Below are 23,851 nucleotides of genomic sequence, written 5' to 3'. Positions count from 1 at the left end.
GAATACAAGGTGCAGAATACTGCGGTGGCGACGCCGGGCATTGGCTTGCCGGCGGCCGGTCTGGGGAGACCCGCTACCGCCGCAGTTCGGCACCGGCGAAGGAGGAGTCGCTATGAAGCATCAACCAAGTCAGGCGTTTCGGTGGGGCATCGTGCTCAACGCCGGCTACATTGTGGCGGAGGTGGCCTTCGGGGTGGCGGTCGGGTCGATCGCGCTGGTGGCCGATGCGATGCACAACTTGAGCGATGTGCTGGGGCTTGGCATCGCGTGGTTCGCCGACTGGCTGTCTTGCCGCCAGCCGACGCTCAAACGCACCTATGGCTACAAGAGCTCCTCGATTCTGGCGGCTTTGATCAACGCGGTGTTCCTGCTGGTCGCGATGGGCGCGATCATCGTCGAGGCGGCCGGCCGCTTCGCTCACGCCGAGCCGATTCAAGGCGGCATCGTGATGGCGGTGGCCGGCGTCGGCATCTTGGTCAACGGGGTGACGGCCCTGATGTTTCACGCCGGGCAGTCGCACGACCTCAACATTCGCGGCGCTTTTTTGCACATGGCGGCCGACGCCGGGGTCTCTTTGGGCGTGGTCATCGCCGGCGGATTGTACCTGCTGACGGGCTGGACCTGGCTTGATCCGCTGGTGTCGATTCTGGTCGCGCTGGTGGTCCTGGTCAGCACCTGGGGGCTGCTCAAGGACGCGGTCAACCTGGCGATGGCGGCGGTGCCCAAGGCCATCGACTTGGCCAAGGTTCACGCGCTGATCGACGGCTTCCCGACGGTGGTCGGCTGCCACGACCTGCACGTCTGGGCCCTGAGCACCACCGACGTCGCGCTGACGGTGCATGTCACCCGCACGACGTCTTGCAACAACGACCAGTTCCTCGAGCAGCTGGGCCACAAGCTGCGCCACACCTTCGACATCGCGCATGTGACGATTCAGGTGGAGTACGGCGACTACCAGCCGCTGCAGGCGACGGACAACCCGTACTGAGGGCGAAGCGCGTGAGTGAAAAGGCCGGCGCCGGCCTTTTTTTGTTGCGCCAGCGACCGGGCGACCGGCGTCGGCCGGACACATGTTGTCTGGATACCGGCGAAAGCGGAACGAGCCGCCGGGCAAAATCCGGAATTTGCCCGATAGTTGCGAACAATTGCGAGAAATTGGCCGAAATATCTCGAAATTCACGGAACAATCCCGTATAATGTTGAAGATTGGTGCAATAGTTAGCACGATAATCCAAATATTCGGAGTTGGGAGATAACACTATGAAAGTTCGGCGCAGTAACCGCCTGATCGACATGACACGCTACCTGATGGAGCGGCCCCACACGCTGGTGCCGCTGACCTTTTTCTCAAAACGCTACGACTCGGCCAAGTCCTCGATCTCAGAGGACCTGGCGATCGTTCGCCACACCTTCGCCCAGCGCGAAACCGGCATCCTTGAGACGGTGCCCGGTGCGGCCGGCGGGGTGCGGTTCATCCCGACCATCGGCGAGCACGAGGCGACGGGCTTCATCACGGACATGGCGACGCGGCTTTGCGAAACCGATCGCCTTTTGCCCGGCGGCTACGTGTACCTGTCTGACCTGCTCGGGACCCCGGATGTGCTGCGCCAGATCGGCCGCCTGATCGCCACCCAGTACCTGGGGGCGCATGTCGACGCCGTGATGACCGTCGCGACCAAGGGCATTCCGATCGCCCAAAGCGTCAGCCAGTACCTGAACGTGCCGTTCGTGATCGTGCGGCGCGACTCCAAGATCACCGAGGGCTCGACCGTCAGCGTGAACTACGTGTCGGCCAGCTCCGCTCGCATTGAGAAAATGGAGCTGAGCAAGCGCAGCCTGCCGGCCGGATCGCGGGTCCTGATCGTCGACGACTTCATGAAGGGCGGCGGCACCGTCAACGGGATGCGCAGCCTGATCGCGGAGTTCGACGCCAACCTGGTCGGCATCTCCGTGTTCGCCGAGGGCAACTTCTCGGGCGACCGCATGGTGACCGACTACACCAGCCTGATTCGCGTCGACGAGGTCGACACCAAGGCCAACACGCTTCACGCGGTGGCCGGCAACTACCTGGCCCAAAACGCGGCGCATTTCGCCGACCTGGCGAAGCGGCAAACGGTATAAGCGCAAAAAGGGTGCGGTACACCAATGAGCCTGGACAATTAACTCATTCGGTTATGCGGCCCCTTAAAGGGCAAGTCTTCGGTATTCAACTGGGGGCTTGCCCTTTTTGCTTGCCCTGATGCCCATGCGAAAATGTCGCGCGAATTCTGACCAAAGCAAAACCCCAGATTTGGATTATTGGTCAAATCTGGGGCTGTCTCAGTAGATGTATCTGTCAGTGAGGACTGCGTATTGATTAGCCTCAGCGTAAACTTGACCATCAACCGCTGCGCTCACCTCCCGTTAACCATATGAATACGAATCGTTAACAGGGGGTGAGCGCAGCGGTCGGCTACGTACGTCGAACGCAATTTGTATCTATCAGTGAGACGTTTTCTTATTATGATGATGTTTTCGTTGTTGTGAGCTGCCTATAGGCCCACTGCACTCGGCTTATGCACCAGCTTTTAAAGCGAGAGTCAGGAAGTGTACCTACGGCTTCGAATGCGTCGTCAATGTCTGATTTAGAGGTCGTTTTCTTCACCGCGGTTGAGGACGGGTCAGTAAATAGTGGTTCGACTTTCAGGAGAACCCGGTACCGCTCTTGAAGTTTTTTGCCAGACAGTGATAGTTCTGGTTGCGGATAGTTTTGTGCCGCAATCAGTTTCTGCAGGCTAATCGCCTCAAAATACGCGCTTGAACGTTGAGTTCGTGGAACCCAGTGACTGTCAAATGATGAATTCATCATCCGGCTTTCTAGTGACCTTAGTCTGGAAACGTCTAGGGAATAGAGAAGCTGATTTCGCGTCGCTTCTAGACGACGCTTCTGCTTTGTAGATAGTGCTTTGCGATCAAGTTGTTCAAGATTCCAAAGCTGATTAATAATCGATTTCGAGGTTACTGGCTCGGTTCTGACCTGATGAAAAATTTGGCGACTTTCTTGAATGGTGTTCACAAACGAATTCTGCGTCTGATCGCAGCCAGTAACGGCAAAAAACACGCCAGTTAGGCCAAGTAATAGTAACCCTTTAGCTGTTTTCATAATCCACACCTTGATTTCCTGCTGGCTAGTGCCAACTCAGTTCAAAAGGAGGAACCTTACTATGAGAAATTCGTTCAAAGTGGTTCTGCTTGCAACTCTTGTCGAGGGCGTTCTGGCCGAATCGAAAACCGTTCAGGTCGCCGAGACCGATAACCAAGTGAGCTACCAAACCGTCACGCTACCGAAAAACGCTGCCAAGTTCTCGCCGCAAATGTCGGCGACCCAGACGTACCATGAAATTGCTCGGCAGTATCAGTATGCATATCCAAATTATGAGGGACCAATTACGGCCTACGCAGTGAGCCAGTACAAGAAAATGCTCTAGGGCAAATCAAACGCGTACATCGATACCGACGGGTTGGAAGAGCTCAGCGGATTCGGCTTTGGACTTTGCAACCGCTGACCTGTCTACACCAGTAGGCAATGTACCAGAAGTACTCACAGTGAGTCAAGCAAATCTCAGCGGGTCATCTAGTGCTCGCTCGTTAGGATACCCTGGTGATCCTTATGGAGACAGCTGGATGCTCAAAGAATCAACTGGCAGTATTGTGCCGGCAACTGAGGACACCTCAAAATACAATTCCCTGAATTTTTACGAATCTGATAGTATTCGAGCTCATCATGGCATGTCTGGTGGGCCGCTACTGAATGCAGAAAATCACGTCATTGGGATTAACTCGTATGAATGGCACGATAAAACAACTTTAGTAGAGTGCCGCTGGGGATTTCGAAGGATTACCTCTAACGTATACACCTTCCTATTTTCGATATAGACCGGTGATTTCTGATTCCGCGTCTCGCTGAGATACAGACGTTTTTTTATACGCGCATTTGATGATGTGACTACTATCCAGTTTGTGAGTCAGCGGTTCTACTTTAGGCTCTGATACGAGAAGACTGGGTACCACAGCCTGATTCGCGTCGACGAGGTCGACACCAAGGCCAACACGCTTCACGCGGTGGCCGGCAACTACCTGGCCCAAAACGCGGCGCATTTCGCCGACCTGGCGAAGCGGCAAACGGTATAAGCGCAAAAAGGTGCGGGGAACGCACCTTTTTATTTACAATTAAGTTAATGGTACGGTGAATTGCAAGTTCAGCGGATCCGCCTTATAGTGTTCAGGTAAGCAAACCAAAGGAGCAGATTATGGCAGAAAAATACACGATCATTCTGGCCGCGGGCAAGGGGACGCGGATGAAGTCGAAGGTTCACAAGGTGCTGCAGACCCTGTGCGGCAAGACCATGGTGGACCACGTGCTGACCGAAGTCGAGAAAATGCACCCGACGGAGGTCGTCACCGTGATCGGCCACGACGCCGACGCGGTGCGGGCAAGCCTGGGCAACCGCAGCCAGTACGCGCTGCAGGAGAAGCAGCTGGGCACCGGCCACGCGGCGCTTCAGGCGGAGCCGATGCTTGGCGGCAAGGACGGGGTGACCCTGATTGTGTCCGGCGACACGCCGCTGTTGACCGCCGAGACCTTTGAGAAGCTCTTCGCCTACCACCAAGACAAGGGCGCCGCGGCGACGATTCTGACGGCGCAGGCGCCGGACCCGACCGGCTACGGCCGCATCATTCGCAACGACCTGGGCACCGTGCAGCGCATCGTGGAGCAAAAGGACGCGACGCACGAAGAGGCGCAGGTGACAGAGATCAACACCGGCGTTTTCTGCTTCGACAACAAGCGCCTGTTCGAGGCCCTGCACCAGATGAAAAACGACAACGCCCAGGGTGAGTACTACTTGACCGACGTGATCGAAATCCTCAAGCGCGAAGGCGCCGTGATCGCGGCCTACAAGATGCCCGACTTCAGCGAGTCCATCGGCGTCAACGACCGCGTCGCGCTGGCCGAGGCGACCCGCGTGATGCAGGCGCGGATCAACCGCCGCCACATGCAAAACGGCGTGAAGCTGATCGACCCGGCGACGACCTACATCGACGCCGACGTCGTGATCGGCGCCGACACCACCGTCGAGCCCGGCGTTCAGCTGATCGGCCACACCGTGATCGGCGAAGACTGCGTGATCGGGGCCCACTCCAAGATCGTCGACTCGACGCTTGAAGACGGCGTCACCGTCACCAGCTCGACCATCGAGGAATCGGTGATGCACAAGGGCGCAGACATCGGCCCGAACTCCCACCTGCGGCCGCAGTCGGACATCGGCGAAGACGCGCATCTGGGCAATTTTGTCGAAATCAAAAAGGCGACGATTGGCCCTCGCACCAAGGTCGGCCACCTGACCTACGTCGGGGATGCGACGCTGGGATCCGACATCAACGTCGGCTGCGGCGTGGTCTTCGTCAACTACGACGGCGTCAAGAAGTGGCACACCACCGTCGGCGACCACAGCTTCGTCGGCAGCAACTCGAACATCATCGCCCCGGTCGCCTTGGCCGACCACAGCTTCGTGGCCGCCGGCTCGACCATCACCGACGATGTGCCGTTCCACGCGATGGGCATCGCCCGGGCCCGGCAGGTCAACAAGGAAGACTTCTGGTCCCGCACGGCCCTGGCCGACGACGCCGAATGGAATAAGTGACAAGGTGAGGCCGCGGAGAACCGCGGCCTTTTTGGAACCAGAGCGAAGCCAGGCGGGTTTAGCGGAACGCGTAGCCTAGCCGTGGCACTTGGGGCCCGGGCTTGGCCTCAAGTGACGCGGCGTAGCTATGCGCTTCCGTGTTGCCTGGCGTAGCTCGACGAGACCAGAGCAAAACCAGAGCGGATGGCCGCGCAGTTAGCGGGACGGGTAGCCTAGTCGTGGCGCTTGAGGCCCGGGCTTGGCCTCAAGTGACGCGGCGTAGCTAACCGCTCCCGCGTTGCGGCCAGGAGCTCGACGAAACCAGAGCGGATGGCCGCGCAGTTAGCGGGACGGGCTCCGGCCCGGGCTTGGCGCCGGCGGATCAGAGTGGGTGCCGTGTCGCTGAAACGTCTGGATTGATCGCCGGGGGCCATCGCCTAAAATGTTTTCTGAAAACCCTCCGACCCGCGACCGGTGGGTACGTCACGCCATGGGCTGGCGAACACAGTTTGCCGCCCGGTGGTGACACAGCGGTGGTTTTTCACGCAGCCTGCGGGAAAAACCCGCAAAAGGCGTAATCTCTGTTATAATCAAGGTATCAATGCCCAGAATCCGACTGGCCGCCGCGGCCGCCTGGGGATTTGCGGCTATTTTGATGGCACTCATTCAAAACATCATGGAGGAAACCATGCCTTACTCTGACCCAAAGTTGAAGATTTTTGCCTTGAACTCGAACAAGCCGCTGGCTGAAAAAATTGCGGCCGAAGTTGGCGTTGAACTCGGGAAGTCATCCGTGAACCGGTTCAGCGACGGCGAAATTCAGATCAACATCGAAGAAAGTATCCGTGGGGACGATATCTACCTGATCCAGTCCACCTCAGCCCCGGTCAACGACAACCTGATGGAGCTGTTGATCATGATCGACGCGCTGCGCCGGGCCTCCGCCCACACCATCAGCGTGGTCATGCCTTACTACGGTTACGCCCGTCAGGATCGCAAGGCGCGGTCGCGCGAGCCGATCACGGCCAAGCTGGTCGCCAACATGCTCGAACGCGCCGGCGCCGACCGCGTCTTGGCGCTGGACCTGCATGCCGCCCAGATTCAGGGCTTCTTCGACATTCCGGTTGACCACTTGATGGGGGCGCCGCTTCTGGCGGATTACTTCATCCGCAACGGCTACGCCAACGCCGATACCGTAGTGGTTTCCCCTGACCACGGCGGCGTGACCCGGGCCCGAAAGCTGGCGGAATTCCTCAAGGCGCCGATTGCCATCATCGACAAGCGCCGGCCGCGGCCGAACGTCGCCGAGGTCATGAACATCGTCGGGAAGGTTGACGGCAAGCGCTGCATCATCATCGACGACATGATCGACACCGCCGGCACGATCACCCTGGCCGCCCAGGCGCTGAAGAACGCCGGTGCCACCGAGGTGCTGGTCGCCGCGACCCACGCGATTTTCTCCGGCCCGGCCGTCGAACGCCTCGAAAACTCCGTGATTTCGCAGGTCGTCGTGACCGACTCAATCAACCTGCCGGAAGAGAAAAAGATGGACAAGCTGGTCATCGTCTCCGTCGGCCCCCTGATGGGTCGCGCGATCACCCGCATCCAGGAGAACAAGCCGGTTTCCCCGCTGTTCGAAAACCGCTTCACCAAGTAAGCCAGACAAGCCAACACCCCGCATTCCAGTCGCTGGAATGCGGGGTGTTTTGGTTGTGAGCGAAAACGGCTCGCTTGCCGCTTGGCCGACCGCGCTGCCCCGTGGATGCGCAGTCGCTGGGTCGCCGGCCGGTGCCACCGGCCGCTCACCACACCGCGTGTTGCGCGTTGGCCTGCCACTGCGCGAACAGCTGGTGGCGGTAGCTCGCCCGGCTCAGGCCGGCGGGTTCGATGGTCAACTGGCGCATCATCGCGCCACCGGCTGTGAACTGATGAGCGGAAACGCCGGACAACAGGTAGACCGGCCGCGTCAGCGCCTCGCGGCTGCTCACGTAGCGGTTCCACGCGGCCTGACGCGCGTTGGCCAGCTTGGTATTCTCGCCCAGCAGCGTCGCGACCTGGGTCTGGTAGGCGGCGAAGGGCAGGCGGCCGGTTTGTAGCTGCTTGGCCAGCTCGGTCAGGGGGGCCTGGAAGGCGACGGCCCGACCCGCCGCTGCCCGGACCGCGGCCTGACCGGCAGTTGACGTGGCCGCCTGGTCGGTGGCCGACGCGGCTGCTTGGCCGGCGATTGACGTGATTGCCTGGCCGGTGGCCGACCTGGCCGCTTGGCCGGCAGTTGACGTGGCTGCCTGCTGCGCCGACTTGAGGCGAGCGGTGGCCGCCGCGACCTGTTTGGCCTGCCGCCGGGTCAGCGCGGTGATTTTGGCCACCGCCGCCGCCCGGGCGTGGCGCAGGTCGGAGACGCGCTTGGCCGCGATCACGCGAACCAGCCGGAGCCGACCGGTCAGGCTGCCCTGCCAGCCCAGGCTGAGCTGCAGGCGAATCAAGGCGGCGTCAAAGACCAGCAGCACCGGGACGTGTGGCTGGAGGTGCAGGTCGCCGCTGAAGCTTTCTTCCTGCGCGTTGAATTTTTCCACCGCGGTGGCGGCCGCGACCGTCGCCAGCAGGCCGTCTTGGGCGTGGGGGTGGTCGCGGTCATCGAGCACTAAAGCGGTGGTCGCGCGGTCAACCGTGACCTCAAGCCGCTGGCGCTGCGACCGCGGCCGGGTCTGCGCCACAGTGGTGCGAAGCCGGATGCGGTACGGCGTGAGCGGCGACGGTGCGGTACTCGGGGGATCCAGCGGCAGGCCGGGATCGGTGTCGGCGGCTGGGGTGATGGTCGCGAGCAGCGCCGCCTGGTAGGCCGGATCGGCCAGCCTGGCCGAGTCGACGGGATACGCCGGCCGCTCGTCCGGTGGCGCCGCTTGAAGCAGCCGCAGCTGGGTCGGTGCGGCGATCACCAAGTGTTCCGGCGCCAAGGCGTCGAGTTCGGCGTAGACCTGGCGCATCAAGGCGATTTGGGCCTGCTGAACATGGGCGAGCTGGAGGCGAATTTTTGACGGTAGCGGTCGGGCTAAGGCCGCGACGCGTTCCTGAAAAACGGCGAAGGATAGCCGCCCGGCTTGATAGTCCGTGACGAGGTCGGCAATCGTGCGTCGCCGTGCCGGCTCCTGAACCCACGTTAACCAGTTGGCGGCTGCACGGCCAGTGGTTAGTCGTGCCGAGTCGACGATTCGACGAATGGCAGTCAATGCGGCGACGGTCGGGAGTTCGCGCCACATTTCAAGGGTGCTGGTAATCTGCAGCTGGTCCCCGGTTCGCCACAGCAGGCCTAAGGGGGCGGCGGTGGGTTGAAAGGCGAGATATGCTGGCGTCGCCGAGATTTCGAACACGGCATCATTTGCCAGTGTAATCGCGGAGACTCGAACGGCCAGCCAGGGGCGTTGTACCGGTTCGAATGAAGGTGTGAGTAAGGAACCGGAGTAGCCACCGATAATCGTTGCAGTTAATCGCAGGGGTAATTGTGTCATTGAAGCACCGACCTTCCCGTTTTCGCCAGTATAACCGGCAGCGGCCAAAATGTAACGAAATCTGCCTGAGGAGAACGCGTGAGCTTTAAAGTTGACGGTTCAAATGGCAGGGCTTACACTAGCTTCAGATGATTGTCAACGGGCAGGGAAATCACTGCGGCCGCAGCGATTGTGTCTCTACTGCTTAGGGGGAAGGTCCGGAGCATAAGCATCTCCAGTACCCCCACTCATGCCATGCCGTACCAGGCAACAACGCCGACGTTTTCGCGCAACGGTCCCCTCCGATTGGGACCGACCACCAGGGTGTGGACCACCATCTTCCTGCCGCACAGTCCGGTGCCTACTCGCAACGCGAGGTAGCTGCGGTGCCGAACTGACAGGGAGCTTGTACCAGCATGTACCACGAGTCGACCTGTGCCGGCTCGCGGGGGCGAAACCAGCGTCAATCACCAATCAGCAAGCCTTAGCCGCCGAGCGCCCGTCGCTGGGTGGCTTCGGCGCGTCCGGCGCAACGTCACGGTTGCGCCGGGCGTTTTTTGATTGGCCCAAGGCAACCCAAAAGCACCCGGCCGCAATCCGGCCGGGTGCTGCTACTTGCGCCGCTTCTGTGCGTCGCGCTTGAGGAGGTCTGCGATGATCTCGGCCAGCGTGTGCGTGGCCATGCTGGCCTCGGCGTCTCGCTGCACCGAAGCGTAAAGGCCGGTGAGTGTGTCTTGGATGTTGCCGCCGACGCGGCACAGCGGGTTGGTCTTGGGGTCGATGTGCAGCAGGTCGGGGCGGCCTTCGACGGCGCGGTAGACGTCCAGCAGGGTGATGGCGGCCGGTGGCTTGGCCAGCGTCGGGGCGACCTTGCCCGGCTGACTGTTGAGCAGGCCGGCCTTGACCAGCTTGGCCATCAGCTGCCGCACCGCGCTGGGGTTGGCCTCGACGCTTCTGGCAATCGCGGTGCTGGACAGGTCGGTGCCGGCGTAGATCTCGACGAAGGCGAGAATGTGAACCGCGTCGCTCAGCTTGTGCGAATACTTCATGCGCGGTCCCCTCCCGCCGGTCGCGGCCGGTATTCGCGGGTCAAAAACGCGGCCATGCCTTCCGGCTCGTAGCCGGTCAGCCGGCGGTAATCGGCGCTCACCCCACCGAGCAGGCCCAGGGCCCCGGCGGCGTACATGCTGGCGAGCTCCGCCCCGTCGCCTTCCGCCGCGTAGATGCGGCCAAACTCGCGGTTCGACACCGGGTGATACCCGATCGGCCGGCCGGTGACGTCACTCATGATGCGACCCAAGGCCGGCATGCTCAGCGCGGTTGACTGGCTCAGCAGGTAGCTTTGGCCCCGGTCGCGCAGGGCCGGCTGGGTCGCCAAGGCGGCGATCGCAGTGGCGCTGTCGGCCAGCGTGATGAAGCTGAGCTTCTGTGACCCGACCGGGTAGATCAGCGCCTGGCGCTGAATCAGCTCGGGCAAATACGGCACCAAGGGGTCGGCGTACAGCGCGTTTTTGACCACGGCGTAGGTGAGGCCGCTGGTCGCCAGGCGCCTTGGCGCGTACGCGTAGTAGGGCGACATGACGAAGGGGTTGCGTTCCTGGTCGGCAAAAAAGCTGACGAACACGACCCCCGCGACCTTGGCGGCGGTTAGCGCCTGAATCGTGTTCTCGAACTCCTGGATGCGCTGCACGAGATCGTAGGTTTTGCTGGGAATGACGATCACCACGTCTTGGTCCGTGAAGGCCGCCGTCATGCCAGCGACGCTCAGGTAGTCGCAGGCGACCACGCGAACGCCTCGGGCGACCAGCGCAGTCGCCTTGGCCGGGGTGTGAACGGCGGCGGTGACGGCGCCTGCGCCAACGCGTTCGCTGAGTCTTTCGACCACCCGCGAGCCGAGGTGGCCGGTGGCGCCGGTGACAAGATAGTTCATGGTCAGTCCTCCTTTAGTAAGTGGTGCGTCTTTAGGTAGCGCCGCGCGACGGTGGCGGCCTTTTGGTGCTCGACGGTCACCTGGTAGTTCATCCGCTGCATGTCTTGCGTCGAGATGCGGCCCTTCAGGCGGTTGAGGCTTCGCACCACCTGCGGATGCGCCTTGGCGAAGCTGGTCAGCATCAGCGGCGACCCTTGGTACGGCGGGAAAAAGGCCTGGGTGTCCTTGAGCAGCACTAGGTGGTACTTTTGAATCTGCGGGTCGGTGGTGTAGGCGTCGGTGACGTCGAGGTCGCCTTGGGCCAGCGCCTGGTAGCGCAGCGAGGGCTCCATGGTTTTGACGTTCGTGAAGGCCAGGTGGTAGGCCTTTTGCAGGCCGGGGTAGCCGTCCGACTGCTGGTAAAAATCGGGGTCAAAGCCGGCGCGAAGCTCGGGATGCGCGGCCAGGTCGGCGATGGTCTTGAGGTGGTACTGGGCGGCGGTCTGGGCGGTGACGGTCAGGCCGTAGCCGTTTTGGTAGGCCATCGGCGGCAGGAGCGTCATGCCAAACTGTTCGGCAAGCGCCGCCTTGCCGTCTTGATAGGCTTGAGTCGGGTCGTGGCTGATCGCCTTGGGGTGCTTGACCAAAGACTGCAGCACGGTGCCGGTGAATTCGGGGTAGATGTCGATCTGCTTGGCCTTCAGCGCCTTGAACAAGAAGCTGGTGCCGCCGAAGTTGCGCTTGAGCACGACTTTGAGGTGCGGCTGGTCGGCCGCAATCAGGTCCTGGTACAGGTTGATCAAAATCTCCGGTTCGCCGCCCATTTTGCCGGCGATCGTGATGGTCTCGGTTCGCGGCGCCGTGAGGGCCACGGTGGCGTAAGCGCCGCCGCCCACCACCACGAGCGCCGCCAGGCCAGCCAAAAGGTGGCGCAGCTTCACCCGGGCGAGCAGCTTGATCAGGCCGCTGGCGATCAGGGCCAGGGCCGCCGACAGCACCGCGCCGATCAAAAGCGCGGCGTTGTTGTTGCTTTGAATCCCCAGCAGGATGTAGGTCCCCAGGCCGCCGCCGCCGATCAAGGCGGCCAGCGTCGCGGTACCGATGATCATCACGACCCCGATGCGGATGCCGGAGATGATCATCGGGGCGGCCAGCGGCAGCTGAACCCGCAGCAGCTTGTAGCGGCGGGAGACCCCCATCGCGTCGGCGGCCTCAATCAACAGCGGGTCGATGTTGGTCAGCCCGGCGTATGTATTTTGGAAAACCGGCATGATCGCGTACAGCACCAGCGCGATGATCGCCGGCACCGTGCCGATGCCGACGAAGGGGATCAAGAGACCGAGAATCGCGAGGCTGGGGATGGTCTGGATGATGCTTGCGACCTGCAGCACGAACTCGCCGGCGCGGCGGTGGTTCATCAAGGCAATCGCCAGGGGAATCGCGATGACGATGGTGATGAGCGTGGCGATCAGCGCCACTGCGACGTGCTGGCCCAAGGCGACGAGCAGCTCGTGGCCGTTGGCGTGAATGTATTCTAGCGTTTGGTTAAGCATGCGCCGCCTCCTTGGCCAGGGTGGCCAGGTAGCCGATCAGGTCGCCGGACCGTAGCTCACGGCCTGCGACCTGCACGACCAGGGTCGGATTCGCCTGCAGCGCCGCCGCCCAATCGTAGATCGAAGCGCCAGCGGCCCAGGGCTCGCCGCCGCCTGAGCGCGGTACCCCGAAGCCGGCCGCCAGCACCTGGGCCAAGTCGCGCTCGCTTGCGCTCACGTCCTTGAAGAAGTCGGCGACAAAGGCGTTGGCCGGTCTCGCCAAGATGGCGTGGGGCTCGCCGACCTGCTGCAGCTGGCCGTTGTGCAAAACGGCCATGCGATCGGCCAGCCGCAACGCCTCTTGCATGTCGTGCGTCACGAACAAGATGGTGGTGTCCAGCTGCTGGTGCAGCCGCAAAATCAGGGCCTGCAGCTGGCGCTTGGCCACCGGGTCCAGCGCCGAGAAGGGCTCGTCCATCAGCATCAGCGTCGGGTTGGCCGCCAAGGCGCGAACGATGCCGACGCGCTGGGCCTCGCCGCCGGACAGCTGCGCCGGGCGGCGGTCGGCGTAAAGCTTTGGGTCCAGATCCACCAGCCGCAAGAGGTGCTCGAGGCGCGGGCGAATCTTCGCCTTGGGCCAGCCCAGCGCCTCCAGCTGCACCGCCGCGTTTTGCATCACGGTCATGTTGGGGAACAGGGCGCTGGATTGCAGCACGTAGCCGATGTGGCGGCGCAGCGTCTGCAGGTTGCCGGCGGCGACGTCCACGCCGTCGAGCAACACTTGGCCGCTGGTCGGCACGACCAGCCGGTTGACCGTTTTGAGCAGCGTCGTCTTGCCGCTGCCGGACGGGCCGACCAGCACGAACAGCTCGTGCGAGTCGACGCGCAGGTTGACGGCCTGCAGGGCGGCCGTTTCGGTGTATTGCTTGGTAATGTTGATGAATTCGATCACGTTGTCTGCCTCGCTTGTCTTTTTCGAACCTGTTGTTTTAATATTAACACCCACGTCGCGCGTTGCAAGTTATTTTGAAAATAACTGGTTGAAGCGGCCCAAAAAGCGCCCGACCGCAATCTCGTTGATTGCGGTCGGGCGCAGTGGGTGGGTGGTGGTCAAAAGCCCCCGATTGCGGCGCTAGGCGACAATGATGTAGGACTTGATGGCCTCGCGGCGGTCCATCGCCTCGTAGGCGGCCTGGATGTCGGCCAGCTTGAAGGACTTGGTGAAGACCTTGCCTGGGTGAATCTCACCCTTGAGCACGGCGTCCAGCAGCAGCTTTTTGTCGTAGGTGGTGACCGAGGCCGGGCCCCCGGCGATGCTGGTGTTGCGGTAGAAAAGCGGCGTCAGGTCCATCTTCGGGTTGTGCGGCACCCCGACGCGGCCGACGGTGGCGCCTGGGCGGCCGCACTTGACGGCGGTGGCGACGGCTTGTTCCGTGCCGACGCACTCCAGCACCGCATCGGCGCCAACGCCTTGGGTCAAGGCCATTACGTGAGCGACCCCGGCGTCGTCGCGTTCGGCGACGATGTCCGTGGCGCCGAATTCCTGCGCCAGGGCCTGGCGGTCGGCGTGGCGGCTCATCGCGATGATGCGCTTGGCGCCGCGCATTTTGGCCGCAATCACGCCGCACAGCCCGACCGCGCCGTCGCCGACGACCACCACGGTGTCACCGGCCTGAACCCGGGCGACCCGGGCGGCGTGGTAACCGGTGGCCATCACGTCGGCCAGGGCCAAAAGCGACTTGAGCATCGCCTCGCTGTAGTCCTCCGGCTTGCCCGGCACCTTGATCAGGGACCACTCGCCGTGCTGGTAGCGCATGTATTCGGCCTGGGCGCCGTCGCTGAAGTTGTCGGCGTGGCTGAGGCAGCCGCCCTCGAACCCGGCGCGGCAGGCGGCGCAGTGGCCGCAGCCGTGGGTGAACGGCGCGATTACGAAGTCGCCGGGCACCAGCGTGGTGATGGCGTCACCGACGGCTTCGACCACGCCGATCGCCTCGTGGCCGCTGTTTTGGGAGTGGGCGGCCACGTCGTCTTGGCCGCGGAAGCCCCAGAGGTCGGAGCCGCAGACGCAGGCCCGAACGACGCGAATGATCACGTCGTCCGGGGCTTGAAGCGTCGGCTTGGCGACGTCCTCAATGGCGACCTGACCGGGTTTAACAAAAATGGTGTCTTTCATCGTGCGACCTCCGTGTTTTGGGTGTTGGAATGGTGCGGGTATGCTGTTGCGGCGCCGCGCCGTCGTGAAGCGCCGACCGGGCTTCGGCCGGCGTCGGCATTGCGCGGCGAGGATGCGGGGGACGTGTCTTGCCCCACCACACCGACTGCCGTTAGCATAGCACCTTGGAGCGGGTCTAAGGCAAGCGGCAATTGCGCTTTTTTCGGCCGGCGACAAAAAGCCTGACCCCGGTTGTGGTCAGGCGCGTTTGCTTGTTGTTCAGGTGTGGGTGTGGGCTCACGCCACAATCCGCCCCCCGATGTTCAGCCGGTCGCGGCCGGCGCGTTTGGCCTCGTACAGGAAGTGGTCGACGCGCTTGTAGACATCCAGGTAGTTGAGGTCGGCGGGAATCGCCTCGGCGAGGCCGACGGACACCGTGATCGAAAAGGCGGCGCCGTCTGCCGTGAAGGTCAAGGCGTCGAGCTTGGCCTTCAGCGCCTGGGCGACCCCAAGCGCTGCGTCTTGGGGCAGGGCGGTGACGGCGATGCAAAACTCCTCGCCGCCCAGCCGGTAGGCCGCGGCGGTTTGCGGCAGGGCCTGGGCGAAGGCCGCGGTGGCCTGGCCGACGCCCTTGAGCACCGCGTTGCCGACGAGGTGGTCGTAGGTGTCGTTGATCCGCTTGAACCAGTCGATGTCAAGCTCCAGTAGCGTCAGGCCGGTGCCGTTTTGGCGGTAGCCGGCGTAGCGGGTGTGCATGTCGTGGTCGAAGGTGCGAAAATTCTTCAGCCCGGTCAGCTCGTCCAGCTCGATCTGCGACTCGACGCGCAGCTGGCTCACCAGCAGCATCCGGAAGTACTCGTAGGCCCCGACGGCGATCACCACGAAGGCGATGATCTGCCGCGACCAAAAGCCGGCAAAGTCCAGGCTGCCGCCGATCACCCACATCAGCCCCATCGCCAGGACCCCGGCCAGCGCCAGGCTGCCCAGCATCACCGCGTGGTTGCGCCAGAAGCGGTAGCCGCCAAAACTGGCGAAGGCCTGCACCAGAATCAGCCCGGCGAGCAGCGCCAGGACGGCCGGCGTCGGTCGGCCGCCCATGAACCAGGCGTAGCCCAGCGTCTCCAGCACCCCGATGGCGAACTGCCAGCGGTTGGCCAACAGCAGATCGAAGATGAAGATCGCGACCACCAGCAGGTTCAGCCCGGTCCAGTGCAGCCCGAGCAGCGGTGTAGTGAAGTGGCTGTTCAAGGCCGCCAGCACCAGCGCGTAGCCGGTGTAGGCCGCGGCCAGCAGGATCTCTAGCAGGTCGTGGTACTTGGCGACCAGCGGGGTCTTGTTGCCCCAAATCCAGTAGATGAAAGATAAAATACCGAACAGCACCACCAGGTTGGTGACCGTGCTGAACGCAAAACTCAAGGTGACCCATGTGGCTTCGCTCACGTGACGACCCGCTTTCCCCAAGCGGCGACCGATTCGGCCGCCAGCGGTTGTATAACTTCATTCTACTTGATTCACGCCGGCGATAACAGGGGCAAGCGGCGTCGGACACAATGTGTCTATTTATATAGAAGATTTCGCTCACGCCAAAACCCCTTCGCGAGGGGGCGAAGGGGCGAATCAGACGTTAAGCTGCGGGTTACAGGCGCTTGAACACCGGAATGCGTTCGAGCGGGGCGGCCGCCGTGACGGTTTGGCCGCCGGCGTAAGTCTGGCCGTCGTCGACGTTTTGCCAAGAACCGGCCGGCAGGTAGACGCTGCGGCTGCGCTCACCGGCGTGAAGCACCGGCGCCACCAGGTAGTCGGCACCGAACATGTACTGGTCCTGCAGCTCCCAGGCCTTCGGGTCATCCGGGAACTCGTAGAACATGGTCCGCAACAGCGGGGCACCGGTGGCGGTGGCCTGCTTGAAGAGGTCGGCGACGTAAGGCTTGAGGCCGTCGCGAATCTTCAGCTGGTCCTTCATGATGGCAAAGGCGTCGTCGCCGTAGCTCCACAGCTCGTTGGGATGCCCGGTGTAAAGGCTGCCGCCGCCGTGATCGGAGTCGGACAGCGCCGGAATGTCGTGGGGACCGCGGTCGCCGTGCATCCGCACGAACGGGGTGTATACGGCGAACTCGAACCACCGCAACAGCAGCTCCTTGAAGCCCGGATCCTTGACGTCGTCGGTCATGAAGCCGCCGATGTCGGTGGTCCACCAAGGGATGCCGGCCAGGCCCATGTTCAACCCGGCGGCCACCTGGTCTTCAAGCGCGGCGAAGGTGCTCGGCACGTCACCGGACCAGATCAACGTCGAGTACTTTTGGCTACCGGCCCAGCCGGACCGCACCAGGTGCAGGCGCGGCTGGCCGGGATGCTCGGCCTCGATGCCGTCTTCGAAGGCCCGCACGTACAGCTGCGGGTAGATGTTGGTGACCTCAAGCGCTGGGCCGAGGTAGTAGCGGTAGTTGTCGTAGTCGTAGACCGCGTAGTCGGGCTCGGCGTTGTCCAGCCAAAAGGCGTCGATGCCAAAATCGTAGTAGTTTTGCTTGCACTTTTCCCAGATGAACTTGCGAGCCGCCGGGTTGGTGCAGTCAATCTCCAGGCAGTCGCCTTGGAAGTCGTAGGTCTGAATCGAGCCGCGTTCGGTGCGAATCAGGTAGCCCTTGTCGTACATCTCGCCGAAGTTCTCGGACTTGCGGTCCACCGATGGCCAGACGGAGACGACGACCTTGGTGCCCATCGCGTGCAGCTCGTCGCACATCGCCTTGGGATCCGGCCAGTAGTCGCGGTCGAAGTGCCAATCGCCTTGGCGGGTCCAGTGGAAGAAGTCGATGACGATGATGTCCAGCGGAATGCCGAGCTTCTGGTACTTACGGGCGACGTCCAGCACCTCGTCTTGGGTGCGGTAGCGCAGCTTCGATTGCCACAGCCCGAGCAGCTTGTCCGGCACGGCCGGGGCCCGGCCGGTCACGGCCGTGTAGTTCTCGACGATGTGGGCCGGGTCATCGGCGACGGTCAGCCAGTAGTCCAGCTGCTTGGTCGCATCCGCGTGCCACTCGGTCATGTTCTTGCCGAAGGTGACGGAACCGACGCCGGGGTGGTTCCACAAGAAGCCGTAGCCCAGGCTCGACACGGCGAAGGGTACGGTGACCTGGGAGTTGCGCTGGGCAAGCTCCAGGGTGCAGCCTTTGAGGTCCAGGTACTTTTGCTGGTACTGGCCCATGCCAAAAATCTTCTCGCCGTCGTTGGAATCAAAGCGCAAGGTCAGCCCGTAGTCGCCGCCGACAATCGGTTTCCAGTCGCGGGCGATGATCTTCAGGCAACGCGACTCGTCGCTTTCGGTGCCAAAGTACGAGCGGTAGTACTCGCGCAAGATCAGCTTGCCGTCCTTGAAAAAGCTCAGGACCCCGGCCGCGTTGACCGTCGCTTTAAGCCGCCCGTTTTCGATCACGGCGGTGCCGGCCGCCTCATCGATGGTGATGTCGGCTTGGCGCTGGGCAGCCGGCACCGGTTCGCTCAGCGCCCAGTCGTTGGGCGTGAAGGTCGGGTACTCGGTGACGCGAACGCGCAGGGCATCTTGGCCCCAGGCCTCCAGCCGCAGTGTTTCGTTCTGGTGGCCGATCACAAGGGCCCCGTTATCGTTGGTGTATTGCATGATTTGCCTCCGTATTAACACGTTGATGATTTCGCGAAATCACTTATAGTGCTAATATAAGGCATGAAGTGGCGAGAGACTTGAATGAAATTGACCACTTCTAACACGATATTGACGAGGAGGCCGCCATGCCCAATCTGACCTTACGCGAACAAGAACCCCACGGTACCGCGCTGTTCCCGCTGCGGGTGCATGAATTCACCACCGATGCGCTGCGCAGCGAGCGGGTGCCGGCCCACTGGCACCCGGAGTGCGAGCTGCTGGTGGTGATGGAAGGGGAAGCGGCGCTGCACGTCGACGGCCAGACGGTGGCGCTTGGCCTGGGTGACATCGCGCTGCTCTTGCCCGATCAGCTCCATGCGATCACCGCCCCGGTCGGCACCCCCTTTGGTTTTTACGCGATCGTCTTTGACCCGGTGTTCATCCGCTCGGCGGCCCCCGACGCGGTACAGCAGCGCTACTTGGATCCGGTGCTGCAGCGGCGGGTGACGCTGCCGGTGCGATTCGCCCCGGCCGATGCCGCTTACCGGGCGCTGCGCCGGGCCCTCGATGCGATTCGCGTCAGCGGCACGGCGGAGCAGCCGGGCTTTGAGCTGGCGGTGAAAGCCCAGCTCTACTTGGTCTGGGCGGCGCTGTGGGCGGCGCGGCTGGGCGTGACCCCGGCCGCTTCGGTGCCAAGCGCCCATGTCGACTTGGCCAAGGCCGTGATGGCGACCATTCGCACCCATTACGCGGAGCCCTTGACGCTGGCGGGGCTGGCCGACGAATTCAGCCTGAGCAAGAGCCACCTGTGCCGAATTTTCAAGGCTGCGACCAAGGCGACGGTGACGGATTACCTCAACGACCAGCGCATCGAGCAGGCCCAGGCCCGGCTGCGCGACACGTCGCTTGCGGTGGGGGAAATCGCCGGGCAGGTCGGCTTCAACAACATCTCTTACTTCAACAAGCTCTTCTTGCGCCGCTGCCACCAGACGCCTCGCGCCTACCGCGCCGCGACGCAGCACAAGGGGTGAGCCGCGCGATGTCTGGCGCAAGCCGGTGGCGGCCGGTGCGGGTCGGGCACGGTGGCGGCCGGTTGCCACAATATTTTTCGCGCGTTCCTTCAATAAGGGGCGCGTTTTTTGTGTCGCCGCCCCAAAATGAATGCGCTTGCGTTCGCCGCAAAATACGTTATGATGAACCTGAATCTTGTTCGTAAGCTATACGAACGAACCTTTAGGAGGCCATGATGACATATCAAAATCCTGTTGTGCCGGGCTTTTACCCGGATCCGAGTGCCATTCGCGTCGGCGACACCTACTACCTGGTGAACAGCTCGTTCAACTACTTTCCCGGGGTGCCACTGTTTGAAAGCCACGACCTGGTGAACTGGACGCAGATTGGCCACGTCCTGACGCGGCCGAGCCAGCTGCCGCTTGGCGGCTCCAACACCAGCGGCGGCATCTACGCCCCGACTTTGCGCTACCACGACGGGCGCTTTTACATGGTCACCACCAACGTCGATCACAACGGCAACTTCTACGTCTACACCGACGATATTCACGGCGAGTGGTCCGACCCGATTCCAGTCGAGCAAGGCGGTATCGACCCGTCCCTGTACTTTGAAGGCGACAAGACCTACTTCATGAGCAACGGCGACGACGACGCCGGCAACCACGGCATCACCCAGTGCGAAATCGACATCGCAACCGGCAAGAAGCTCACGCCGTCCAAGGTGATCTGGACCGGCGCCGGCGGCCGCTACCTGGAAGGGCCGCACCTGTACAAGGCTGATGGGCGCTACTACCTGCTGGCCAGCGAAGGCGGCACCGAGTACGGCCACATGATGGTCTACGCTCGCGGCGACGCGCCGTTCGGCCCATTCGTTAACTACGCCCACAATCCGGTGTTGACCAACCGCAACCTCGGCGGCTACCAGATTCAAGGTACCGGTCACGCCGACTTGGTCGACGACGGCCACGGCCACTGGTTCCTGATCCACCTGGCGTTTCGGCAGCTGGACCGCTGGATTCAGCAGCACACGATGGGCCGCGAGACCTACCTGACGCCGGTCACCTTCGACCAAGACGGCTGGTTCACCGCCGGCGACCACGGCACTACCCGGGCGACGATGACGGCCCCTGGCTTGGAAAACGTGCAGCAGCACTCACCGCTGGTGCCGCTGAGTTTCCACAACACGACCATCGGCCGCGAATGGGTGACCCTGCGCGAGCCGGACAACGACCGTTACTGCTTCGACCAGACCGTACTGGCGATGCGGCCCAACCAGGCCTTGCTTGAGGAGACGCAGGTCAGCCCGACCGCCTTGTTCATGCGCCAACGCGCCTTTTTCTCGACGGTGCAAGTGACCGTGGACGTCCCGGCCAACGCCGCGGGGCTGACGGCCTACATGACCGAATCTCAGCACTACGACGCGATCGTCGAGCGGGTGGGGGACCAAGTGAAAGTCGCCCGGCGCCTGCGCGTCGGCCCGGCCACGACGCTGGATCACGTGCAGCTGTTACCGGCCGGTCCGGTGACCCTGAGCCTTGAAACCACCAACTACACTTACCACTTCTTCGCGGAGGCCCAAGGCAAGCGCTACGACCTCGGCGAGGCCCAGGCCCAGTACCTGTCGTCCGAGCTGGCCGGTAACTTCACCGGCGTGATGCTCGGCTTGTTCACCGAGCAAACCGACGCCCCGGATGCCGATTGGATCACCTTCACGGACTTTTCGCTGACGTTTCCTAAGGAGGATGACGCGCAATGAACGCACGAGACAAGGCCACGGCGCTGGTCGCCAAGCTGACTTTGGCCGAGAAAATCGGCCTGTTGTCGCGGCAGCAAAAGCCGATCCCTCGGCTGCACCTGGGGGCCTTTAACATCGGCGGCGAGGCGGCTCACGGCATCGTCGATCGCGAGCACTACCACCTGACCAGCCTGCCGATTCCCCTGACGCTGGCCCAGACCTGGGATCCGGAGCTCGCCCAAAAGGCCGGCCACGTGGTCGGCACCGAGGCCCGGGCCCTGTACAACATCACCGGCCGAACGGGACGGCTGATGCCATGGGCCCCGACCATCGACATGGAGCGCGATCCGCGCTGGGGCCGCAACGAAGAGGCTTACGGCGAGGATCCGAGGCTGGCCGGCAGCGTGGCCGGCGGCTACATCGACGGCATGCAAGGCACCGGCGATTACCTGCTGGTCGCCGCGGCGCCGAAGCACTTCATGGCCAACAACACCGAGGCCAATCGCGGCAGCGAGTCCAACTCGCTGACCCCGCACATGAAGCACGAGTACTACCTGCGGCCCTTCAAGTTCGCCTTTCGCGACCACCACGCCCAGTCGATGATGACCGGCTACAACGGCGTCAATGGGGTACCGATGATGCAGTCGCCGGAGCTTTTGGCGACGGTCAAGGGGGCCTGGGGGATGGACGGCTGCATCGTGACCGACGGCGGCGCCTTGACCCTGAACGTCGAGGATTACCACTACTACGACCGCTTCGAAGACGCGCTGGCAGACGCCTTGAAAAAGGGCATCGACTGCTTCGTCGACGAGCCCGATAAGGTCGAGGCCGCCGCTTTCGCCGCCTTGGCCGAGGGCCAGATCAGCGTTCAAGACATCACCCGGGCCGTCACCAACACGCTGAAGGTTCGCGCCCGGCTGGGGCAGCTCGAAGACGTCGAGCCCTTCGCCGAGTACGACCAGGCGACCATCGGCACCGCCGCCAGCGACGCGGTGGTGCAGGCGGTCACGGCCGGCGGCGCGGTCTTGCTTGAAAACCACGACAAGACGCTGCCGCTGACGACCCAAGACCGGGTGCTTTTGACCGGGCCTGCCGCCGACCGCTTCGTGCGGGACTGGTACGCGACCCTGCCGCAAAACACCGAGACCTTGGCCCAGGGCATGCAAAAGGCCTTGGGCTCACGCCTCGACGTGGTCAACAGCAACGACTTTGCGACGCTGGCGCTTGATCTGGCCGTGCCGGCCCAGCCGGGGCTTGGCGGGTTGACCTACGAAATCGAGCGGCTGCAGCAAGGCCAGGTCTTCTTGCGCGACCGCGCCAGCCACCGCTACCTGCGCTTCACCGAGGACGGTCAGCTTGAACTCAACGGCACCGAGGTCTACGACTGGGTGATCCGCGAGGCCTTTGTGCTGGACGGAGACGGGCAGCTGTTCGCCGTGGCGCATGATTTTGCCGCCAGCGACCGCAACTCGCTTCAGGCCGGTGGGCGCGGCCGGCGCATCGGCCAGATCACCGTGGTGGACCCGGGCCTCACCCGGGTGCTTGCGGCCTTGCCGGGCCACACCAAGGCCGTGGTCGCCGCGGGGAACCACCCGCTGCTGATCGCGCGGGAAACCGAGGACCGACCGGACATCGCGCTGCCCCAGGCCCAGGAGACCTTGATCGACGCGGTGCATGACGCCGGGGTGAAGACGGCGGCGGTACTGATCGCCGGCTACCCCTTCGACGTCTCCAAGCTGCGCTGCGACGCCTTGCTGACGGTGGGTTACGCCGGCCAGTCGCTGGGCACGGCCCTGGCCAACGTGTTGACCGGCGTGACGCCGCCGACGGGCAAGCTCGCCCAGACTTGGTACAACGCCGCCTGGCAGGGTGGGTCCATGCGCGAGTACGACATCGAAAAGCGCCGGCTGACCTACCAGTATGCCGACCCCGCCCAGGTGTCTTACCCGTTCGGCTACGGCCTGACTTACGGTAAGCTGCGGCTGCTTGAGGCCGCGGTTCACCGCGCCGGCACCGCCTTGACCATCAGCGTGGATGTCGTCAACCACGAGGACTTTGCGGTGACCGACACCGTGCAGGCCTACCTGAACGCAAGCAACCTGGCCGGCCGCGCCGACCGCCGTCAACTGGTGGCCTTCCAGAAGCTGACGCTTGAACCAGGCGCCACGGCCCAGCTGACCTTGGCTGCCGACCTCAGGGACTTCGCCTGGTACGACGCCAAGCGCCGCCGGCCGCTTTTCCCGGTCGGGGACTACACGCTTAGCGTCGGCTTTGACGCCTTCGACCACGCCGCCGTGCTGGGCTTGCCGCACCTCGGGCAGGCCGTTGCGCCTTACGACCTGGCCCAGCCGCTGGCGGCTAAGGCCTTTGACGCAAGCACCGGCGCCACCTTGACCACCAAGGCCGATCACTACGAGGCCGTGGCGCTTGAAGCCGGCGGTTCGGTCACCTACGATCACCTGCGCTTTGACGGTGCCGTGACCGTTTGGGCGTATGCCGAGCAGGGCGGCAAACTAAAAGCCGCCTCGGGGAACGAGACGGCCGAAACGGTGTTTGAGGGTGCAGGTTGGTTGCAACCAATAAGCCTGGCTTTGACCGGTGGGCTAGACCAAACGCTGCGGCTGAGCACCGATGTGCCGGTAACACTAGTCCGCATGAACACTGGCGTTACGGCCTAAATTCAAATTGGTTAGTAAATTATATTTACAAATCAACGAAAGCGATTTATAATACTTGATGTTGAAGCGCTTA

Annotated in this window: 18 protein-coding genes; 9 read left to right on the top strand and 9 right to left on the bottom strand. The window is 62.9% G+C overall.

The features are described 5' to 3' along the window. Positions 1–112 precede the first annotated feature (112 nt). Positions 113–988, top strand: coding sequence for a cation diffusion facilitator family transporter (locus NUH19_RS02685; protein ID WP_262315023.1), 876 nt, complete (start codon positions 113–115; stop codon positions 986–988). A 272-nt stretch (positions 989–1,260) separates the two neighbouring features. After that, positions 1,261–2,121 (top strand): pur operon repressor, encoded by an 861-nt coding sequence (purR, locus tag NUH19_RS02680; protein ID WP_262315022.1) that lies wholly within the window; start codon positions 1,261–1,263, stop codon positions 2,119–2,121. Between the two features lie 379 nt (positions 2,122–2,500). On the opposite strand, the gene NUH19_RS02675 is transcribed toward purR, so the two are convergent. After that, on the bottom strand, positions 2,501–3,142 hold the full coding sequence (locus NUH19_RS02675) for a toxin Cry1Ac domain D-VI-related protein (RefSeq protein WP_262315021.1): 642 nt from the start codon (positions 3,140–3,142) through the stop codon (positions 2,501–2,503). Between the two features lie 61 nt (positions 3,143–3,203). Here NUH19_RS02675 and NUH19_RS02670 point away from each other — a divergent pair, with 61 nt between their 5' ends. The 4 genes from NUH19_RS02670 (at position 3,204) to NUH19_RS02660 (ending at position 7,317) form a co-directional block, all read left to right on the top strand. After that, complete coding sequence (locus NUH19_RS02670) at positions 3,204–3,467, top strand: hypothetical protein (RefSeq protein WP_262315020.1); 264 nt, start codon at positions 3,204–3,206, stop codon at positions 3,465–3,467. 58 nt (positions 3,468–3,525) lie between these two features. Beyond that, complete coding sequence (locus tag NUH19_RS13150) at positions 3,526–3,915, top strand: S1 family peptidase (protein WP_420844660.1); 390 nt, start codon at positions 3,526–3,528, stop codon at positions 3,913–3,915. A 374-nt stretch (positions 3,916–4,289) separates the two neighbouring features. Next, a complete protein-coding gene (gene glmU, locus NUH19_RS02665) occupies positions 4,290–5,681 on the top strand; it encodes a bifunctional UDP-N-acetylglucosamine diphosphorylase/glucosamine-1-phosphate N-acetyltransferase GlmU (protein ID WP_262315019.1) in 1,392 nt (463 codons plus the stop codon). Positions 5,682–6,348: 667 nt separating this feature from the next. Then, entirely contained in the window at positions 6,349–7,317 is a 969-nt protein-coding gene (locus tag NUH19_RS02660) for a ribose-phosphate diphosphokinase (protein ID WP_262315163.1), read from the top strand. Between the two features lie 145 nt (positions 7,318–7,462). Here NUH19_RS02660 and NUH19_RS02655 read toward each other — a convergent pair whose 3' ends face one another. The 8 genes from NUH19_RS02655 to NUH19_RS02620 all read right to left on the bottom strand — a co-directional run bounded on the left by NUH19_RS02655 (position 7,463) and on the right by NUH19_RS02620 (position 18,372). Then, entirely contained in the window at positions 7,463–9,166 is a 1,704-nt protein-coding gene (locus tag NUH19_RS02655) for a hypothetical protein (protein ID WP_262315018.1), read from the bottom strand. A gap of 590 nt (positions 9,167–9,756) precedes the next feature. Next, complete coding sequence (locus NUH19_RS02650) at positions 9,757–10,194, bottom strand: Rrf2 family transcriptional regulator (protein WP_262315017.1); 438 nt, start codon at positions 10,192–10,194, stop codon at positions 9,757–9,759. Beyond that, on the bottom strand, positions 10,191–11,075 hold the full coding sequence (locus NUH19_RS02645; RefSeq protein ID WP_262315016.1) for an NAD(P)H-binding protein: 885 nt from the start codon (positions 11,073–11,075) through the stop codon (positions 10,191–10,193). Before NUH19_RS02645 ends, NUH19_RS02650 begins: the two co-directional genes overlap by 4 nt. 2 nt (positions 11,076–11,077) lie before the next feature. Next, positions 11,078–12,607 (bottom strand): ABC transporter permease/substrate-binding protein, encoded by a 1,530-nt coding sequence (locus NUH19_RS02640; protein WP_262315015.1) that lies wholly within the window; start codon positions 12,605–12,607, stop codon positions 11,078–11,080. Further along, positions 12,600–13,538, bottom strand: a complete 939-nt coding sequence (locus tag NUH19_RS02635) for an ABC transporter ATP-binding protein (RefSeq protein WP_262315014.1) — start codon at positions 13,536–13,538, stop codon at positions 12,600–12,602. Before NUH19_RS02635 ends, NUH19_RS02640 begins: the two co-directional genes overlap by 8 nt. Before the next feature lie 180 nt (positions 13,539–13,718). Beyond that, positions 13,719–14,759, bottom strand: coding sequence for a zinc-binding dehydrogenase (locus NUH19_RS02630; RefSeq protein ID WP_262315013.1), 1,041 nt, complete (start codon positions 14,757–14,759; stop codon positions 13,719–13,721). Positions 14,760–15,035: 276 nt separating this feature from the next. After that, positions 15,036–16,178, bottom strand: a complete 1,143-nt coding sequence (locus NUH19_RS13100) for a GGDEF domain-containing protein (RefSeq protein WP_262315012.1) — start codon at positions 16,176–16,178, stop codon at positions 15,036–15,038. Between the two features lie 196 nt (positions 16,179–16,374). Continuing rightward, positions 16,375–18,372, bottom strand: a complete 1,998-nt coding sequence (locus NUH19_RS02620; RefSeq protein WP_262315011.1) for a glycoside hydrolase family 31 protein — start codon at positions 18,370–18,372, stop codon at positions 16,375–16,377. A 128-nt stretch (positions 18,373–18,500) separates the two neighbouring features. On the opposite strand from NUH19_RS02620, the gene NUH19_RS02615 reads away from it, so the two are divergent. From NUH19_RS02615 to NUH19_RS02605, 3 genes are all read left to right on the top strand, one after another. Further along, positions 18,501–19,385: a helix-turn-helix transcriptional regulator gene (locus NUH19_RS02615; protein ID WP_262315010.1), complete on the top strand. Its 885-nt coding sequence runs from the start codon at positions 18,501–18,503 to the stop codon at positions 19,383–19,385. A 215-nt stretch (positions 19,386–19,600) separates the two neighbouring features. After that, on the top strand, positions 19,601–21,121 hold the full coding sequence (locus NUH19_RS02610; protein ID WP_262315009.1) for a glycoside hydrolase family 43 protein: 1,521 nt from the start codon (positions 19,601–19,603) through the stop codon (positions 21,119–21,121). Beyond that, complete coding sequence (locus tag NUH19_RS02605) at positions 21,118–23,778, top strand: glycoside hydrolase family 3 N-terminal domain-containing protein (protein WP_262315008.1); 2,661 nt, start codon at positions 21,118–21,120, stop codon at positions 23,776–23,778. Before NUH19_RS02610 ends, NUH19_RS02605 begins: the two co-directional genes overlap by 4 nt. Positions 23,779–23,851 lie beyond the last annotated feature (73 nt).

It is taken from the genome of Lacticaseibacillus parakribbianus, assembly GCF_025490915.1.
GTDB classification, from domain to species: Bacteria; Bacillota; Bacilli; order Lactobacillales; family Lactobacillaceae; genus Lacticaseibacillus; species Lacticaseibacillus parakribbianus.
The sequence above is the reverse complement of the archived record's forward strand: the minus strand, read 5'-3'. Positions and strand labels throughout refer to the sequence as shown.

Bases quoted from the DNA above. Each gene is read 5' to 3' on its own strand.
- NUH19_RS02685 (WP_262315023.1), top strand. From the start codon at position 113: ATGAAGCATCAACCAAGTCAGGCGTTTCGGTGGGGCATCGTGCTCAAC.
- purR (WP_262315022.1), top strand. From the start codon at position 1,261: ATGAAAGTTCGGCGCAGTAACCGCCTGATCGACATGACACGCTACCTG.
- NUH19_RS02675 (WP_262315021.1), bottom strand. From the start codon at position 3,142: ATGAAAACAGCTAAAGGGTTACTATTACTTGGCCTAACTGGCGTGTTT.
- NUH19_RS02670 (WP_262315020.1), top strand. From the start codon at position 3,204: ATGAGAAATTCGTTCAAAGTGGTTCTGCTTGCAACTCTTGTCGAGGGC.
- glmU (WP_262315019.1), top strand. From the start codon at position 4,290: ATGGCAGAAAAATACACGATCATTCTGGCCGCGGGCAAGGGGACGCGG.
- NUH19_RS02660 (WP_262315163.1), top strand. From the start codon at position 6,349: ATGCCTTACTCTGACCCAAAGTTGAAGATTTTTGCCTTGAACTCGAAC.
- NUH19_RS02655 (WP_262315018.1), bottom strand. From the start codon at position 9,166: ATGACACAATTACCCCTGCGATTAACTGCAACGATTATCGGTGGCTAC.
- NUH19_RS02650 (WP_262315017.1), bottom strand. From the start codon at position 10,194: ATGAAGTATTCGCACAAGCTGAGCGACGCGGTTCACATTCTCGCCTTC.
- NUH19_RS02645 (WP_262315016.1), bottom strand. From the start codon at position 11,075: ATGAACTATCTTGTCACCGGCGCCACCGGCCACCTCGGCTCGCGGGTG.
- NUH19_RS02640 (WP_262315015.1), bottom strand. From the start codon at position 12,607: ATGCTTAACCAAACGCTAGAATACATTCACGCCAACGGCCACGAGCTG.
- NUH19_RS02630 (WP_262315013.1), bottom strand. From the start codon at position 14,759: ATGAAAGACACCATTTTTGTTAAACCCGGTCAGGTCGCCATTGAGGAC.
- NUH19_RS02620 (WP_262315011.1), bottom strand. From the start codon at position 18,372: ATGCAATACACCAACGATAACGGGGCCCTTGTGATCGGCCACCAGAAC.
- NUH19_RS02615 (WP_262315010.1), top strand. From the start codon at position 18,501: ATGCCCAATCTGACCTTACGCGAACAAGAACCCCACGGTACCGCGCTG.
- NUH19_RS02610 (WP_262315009.1), top strand. From the start codon at position 19,601: ATGACATATCAAAATCCTGTTGTGCCGGGCTTTTACCCGGATCCGAGT.
- NUH19_RS02605 (WP_262315008.1), top strand. From the start codon at position 21,118: ATGAACGCACGAGACAAGGCCACGGCGCTGGTCGCCAAGCTGACTTTG.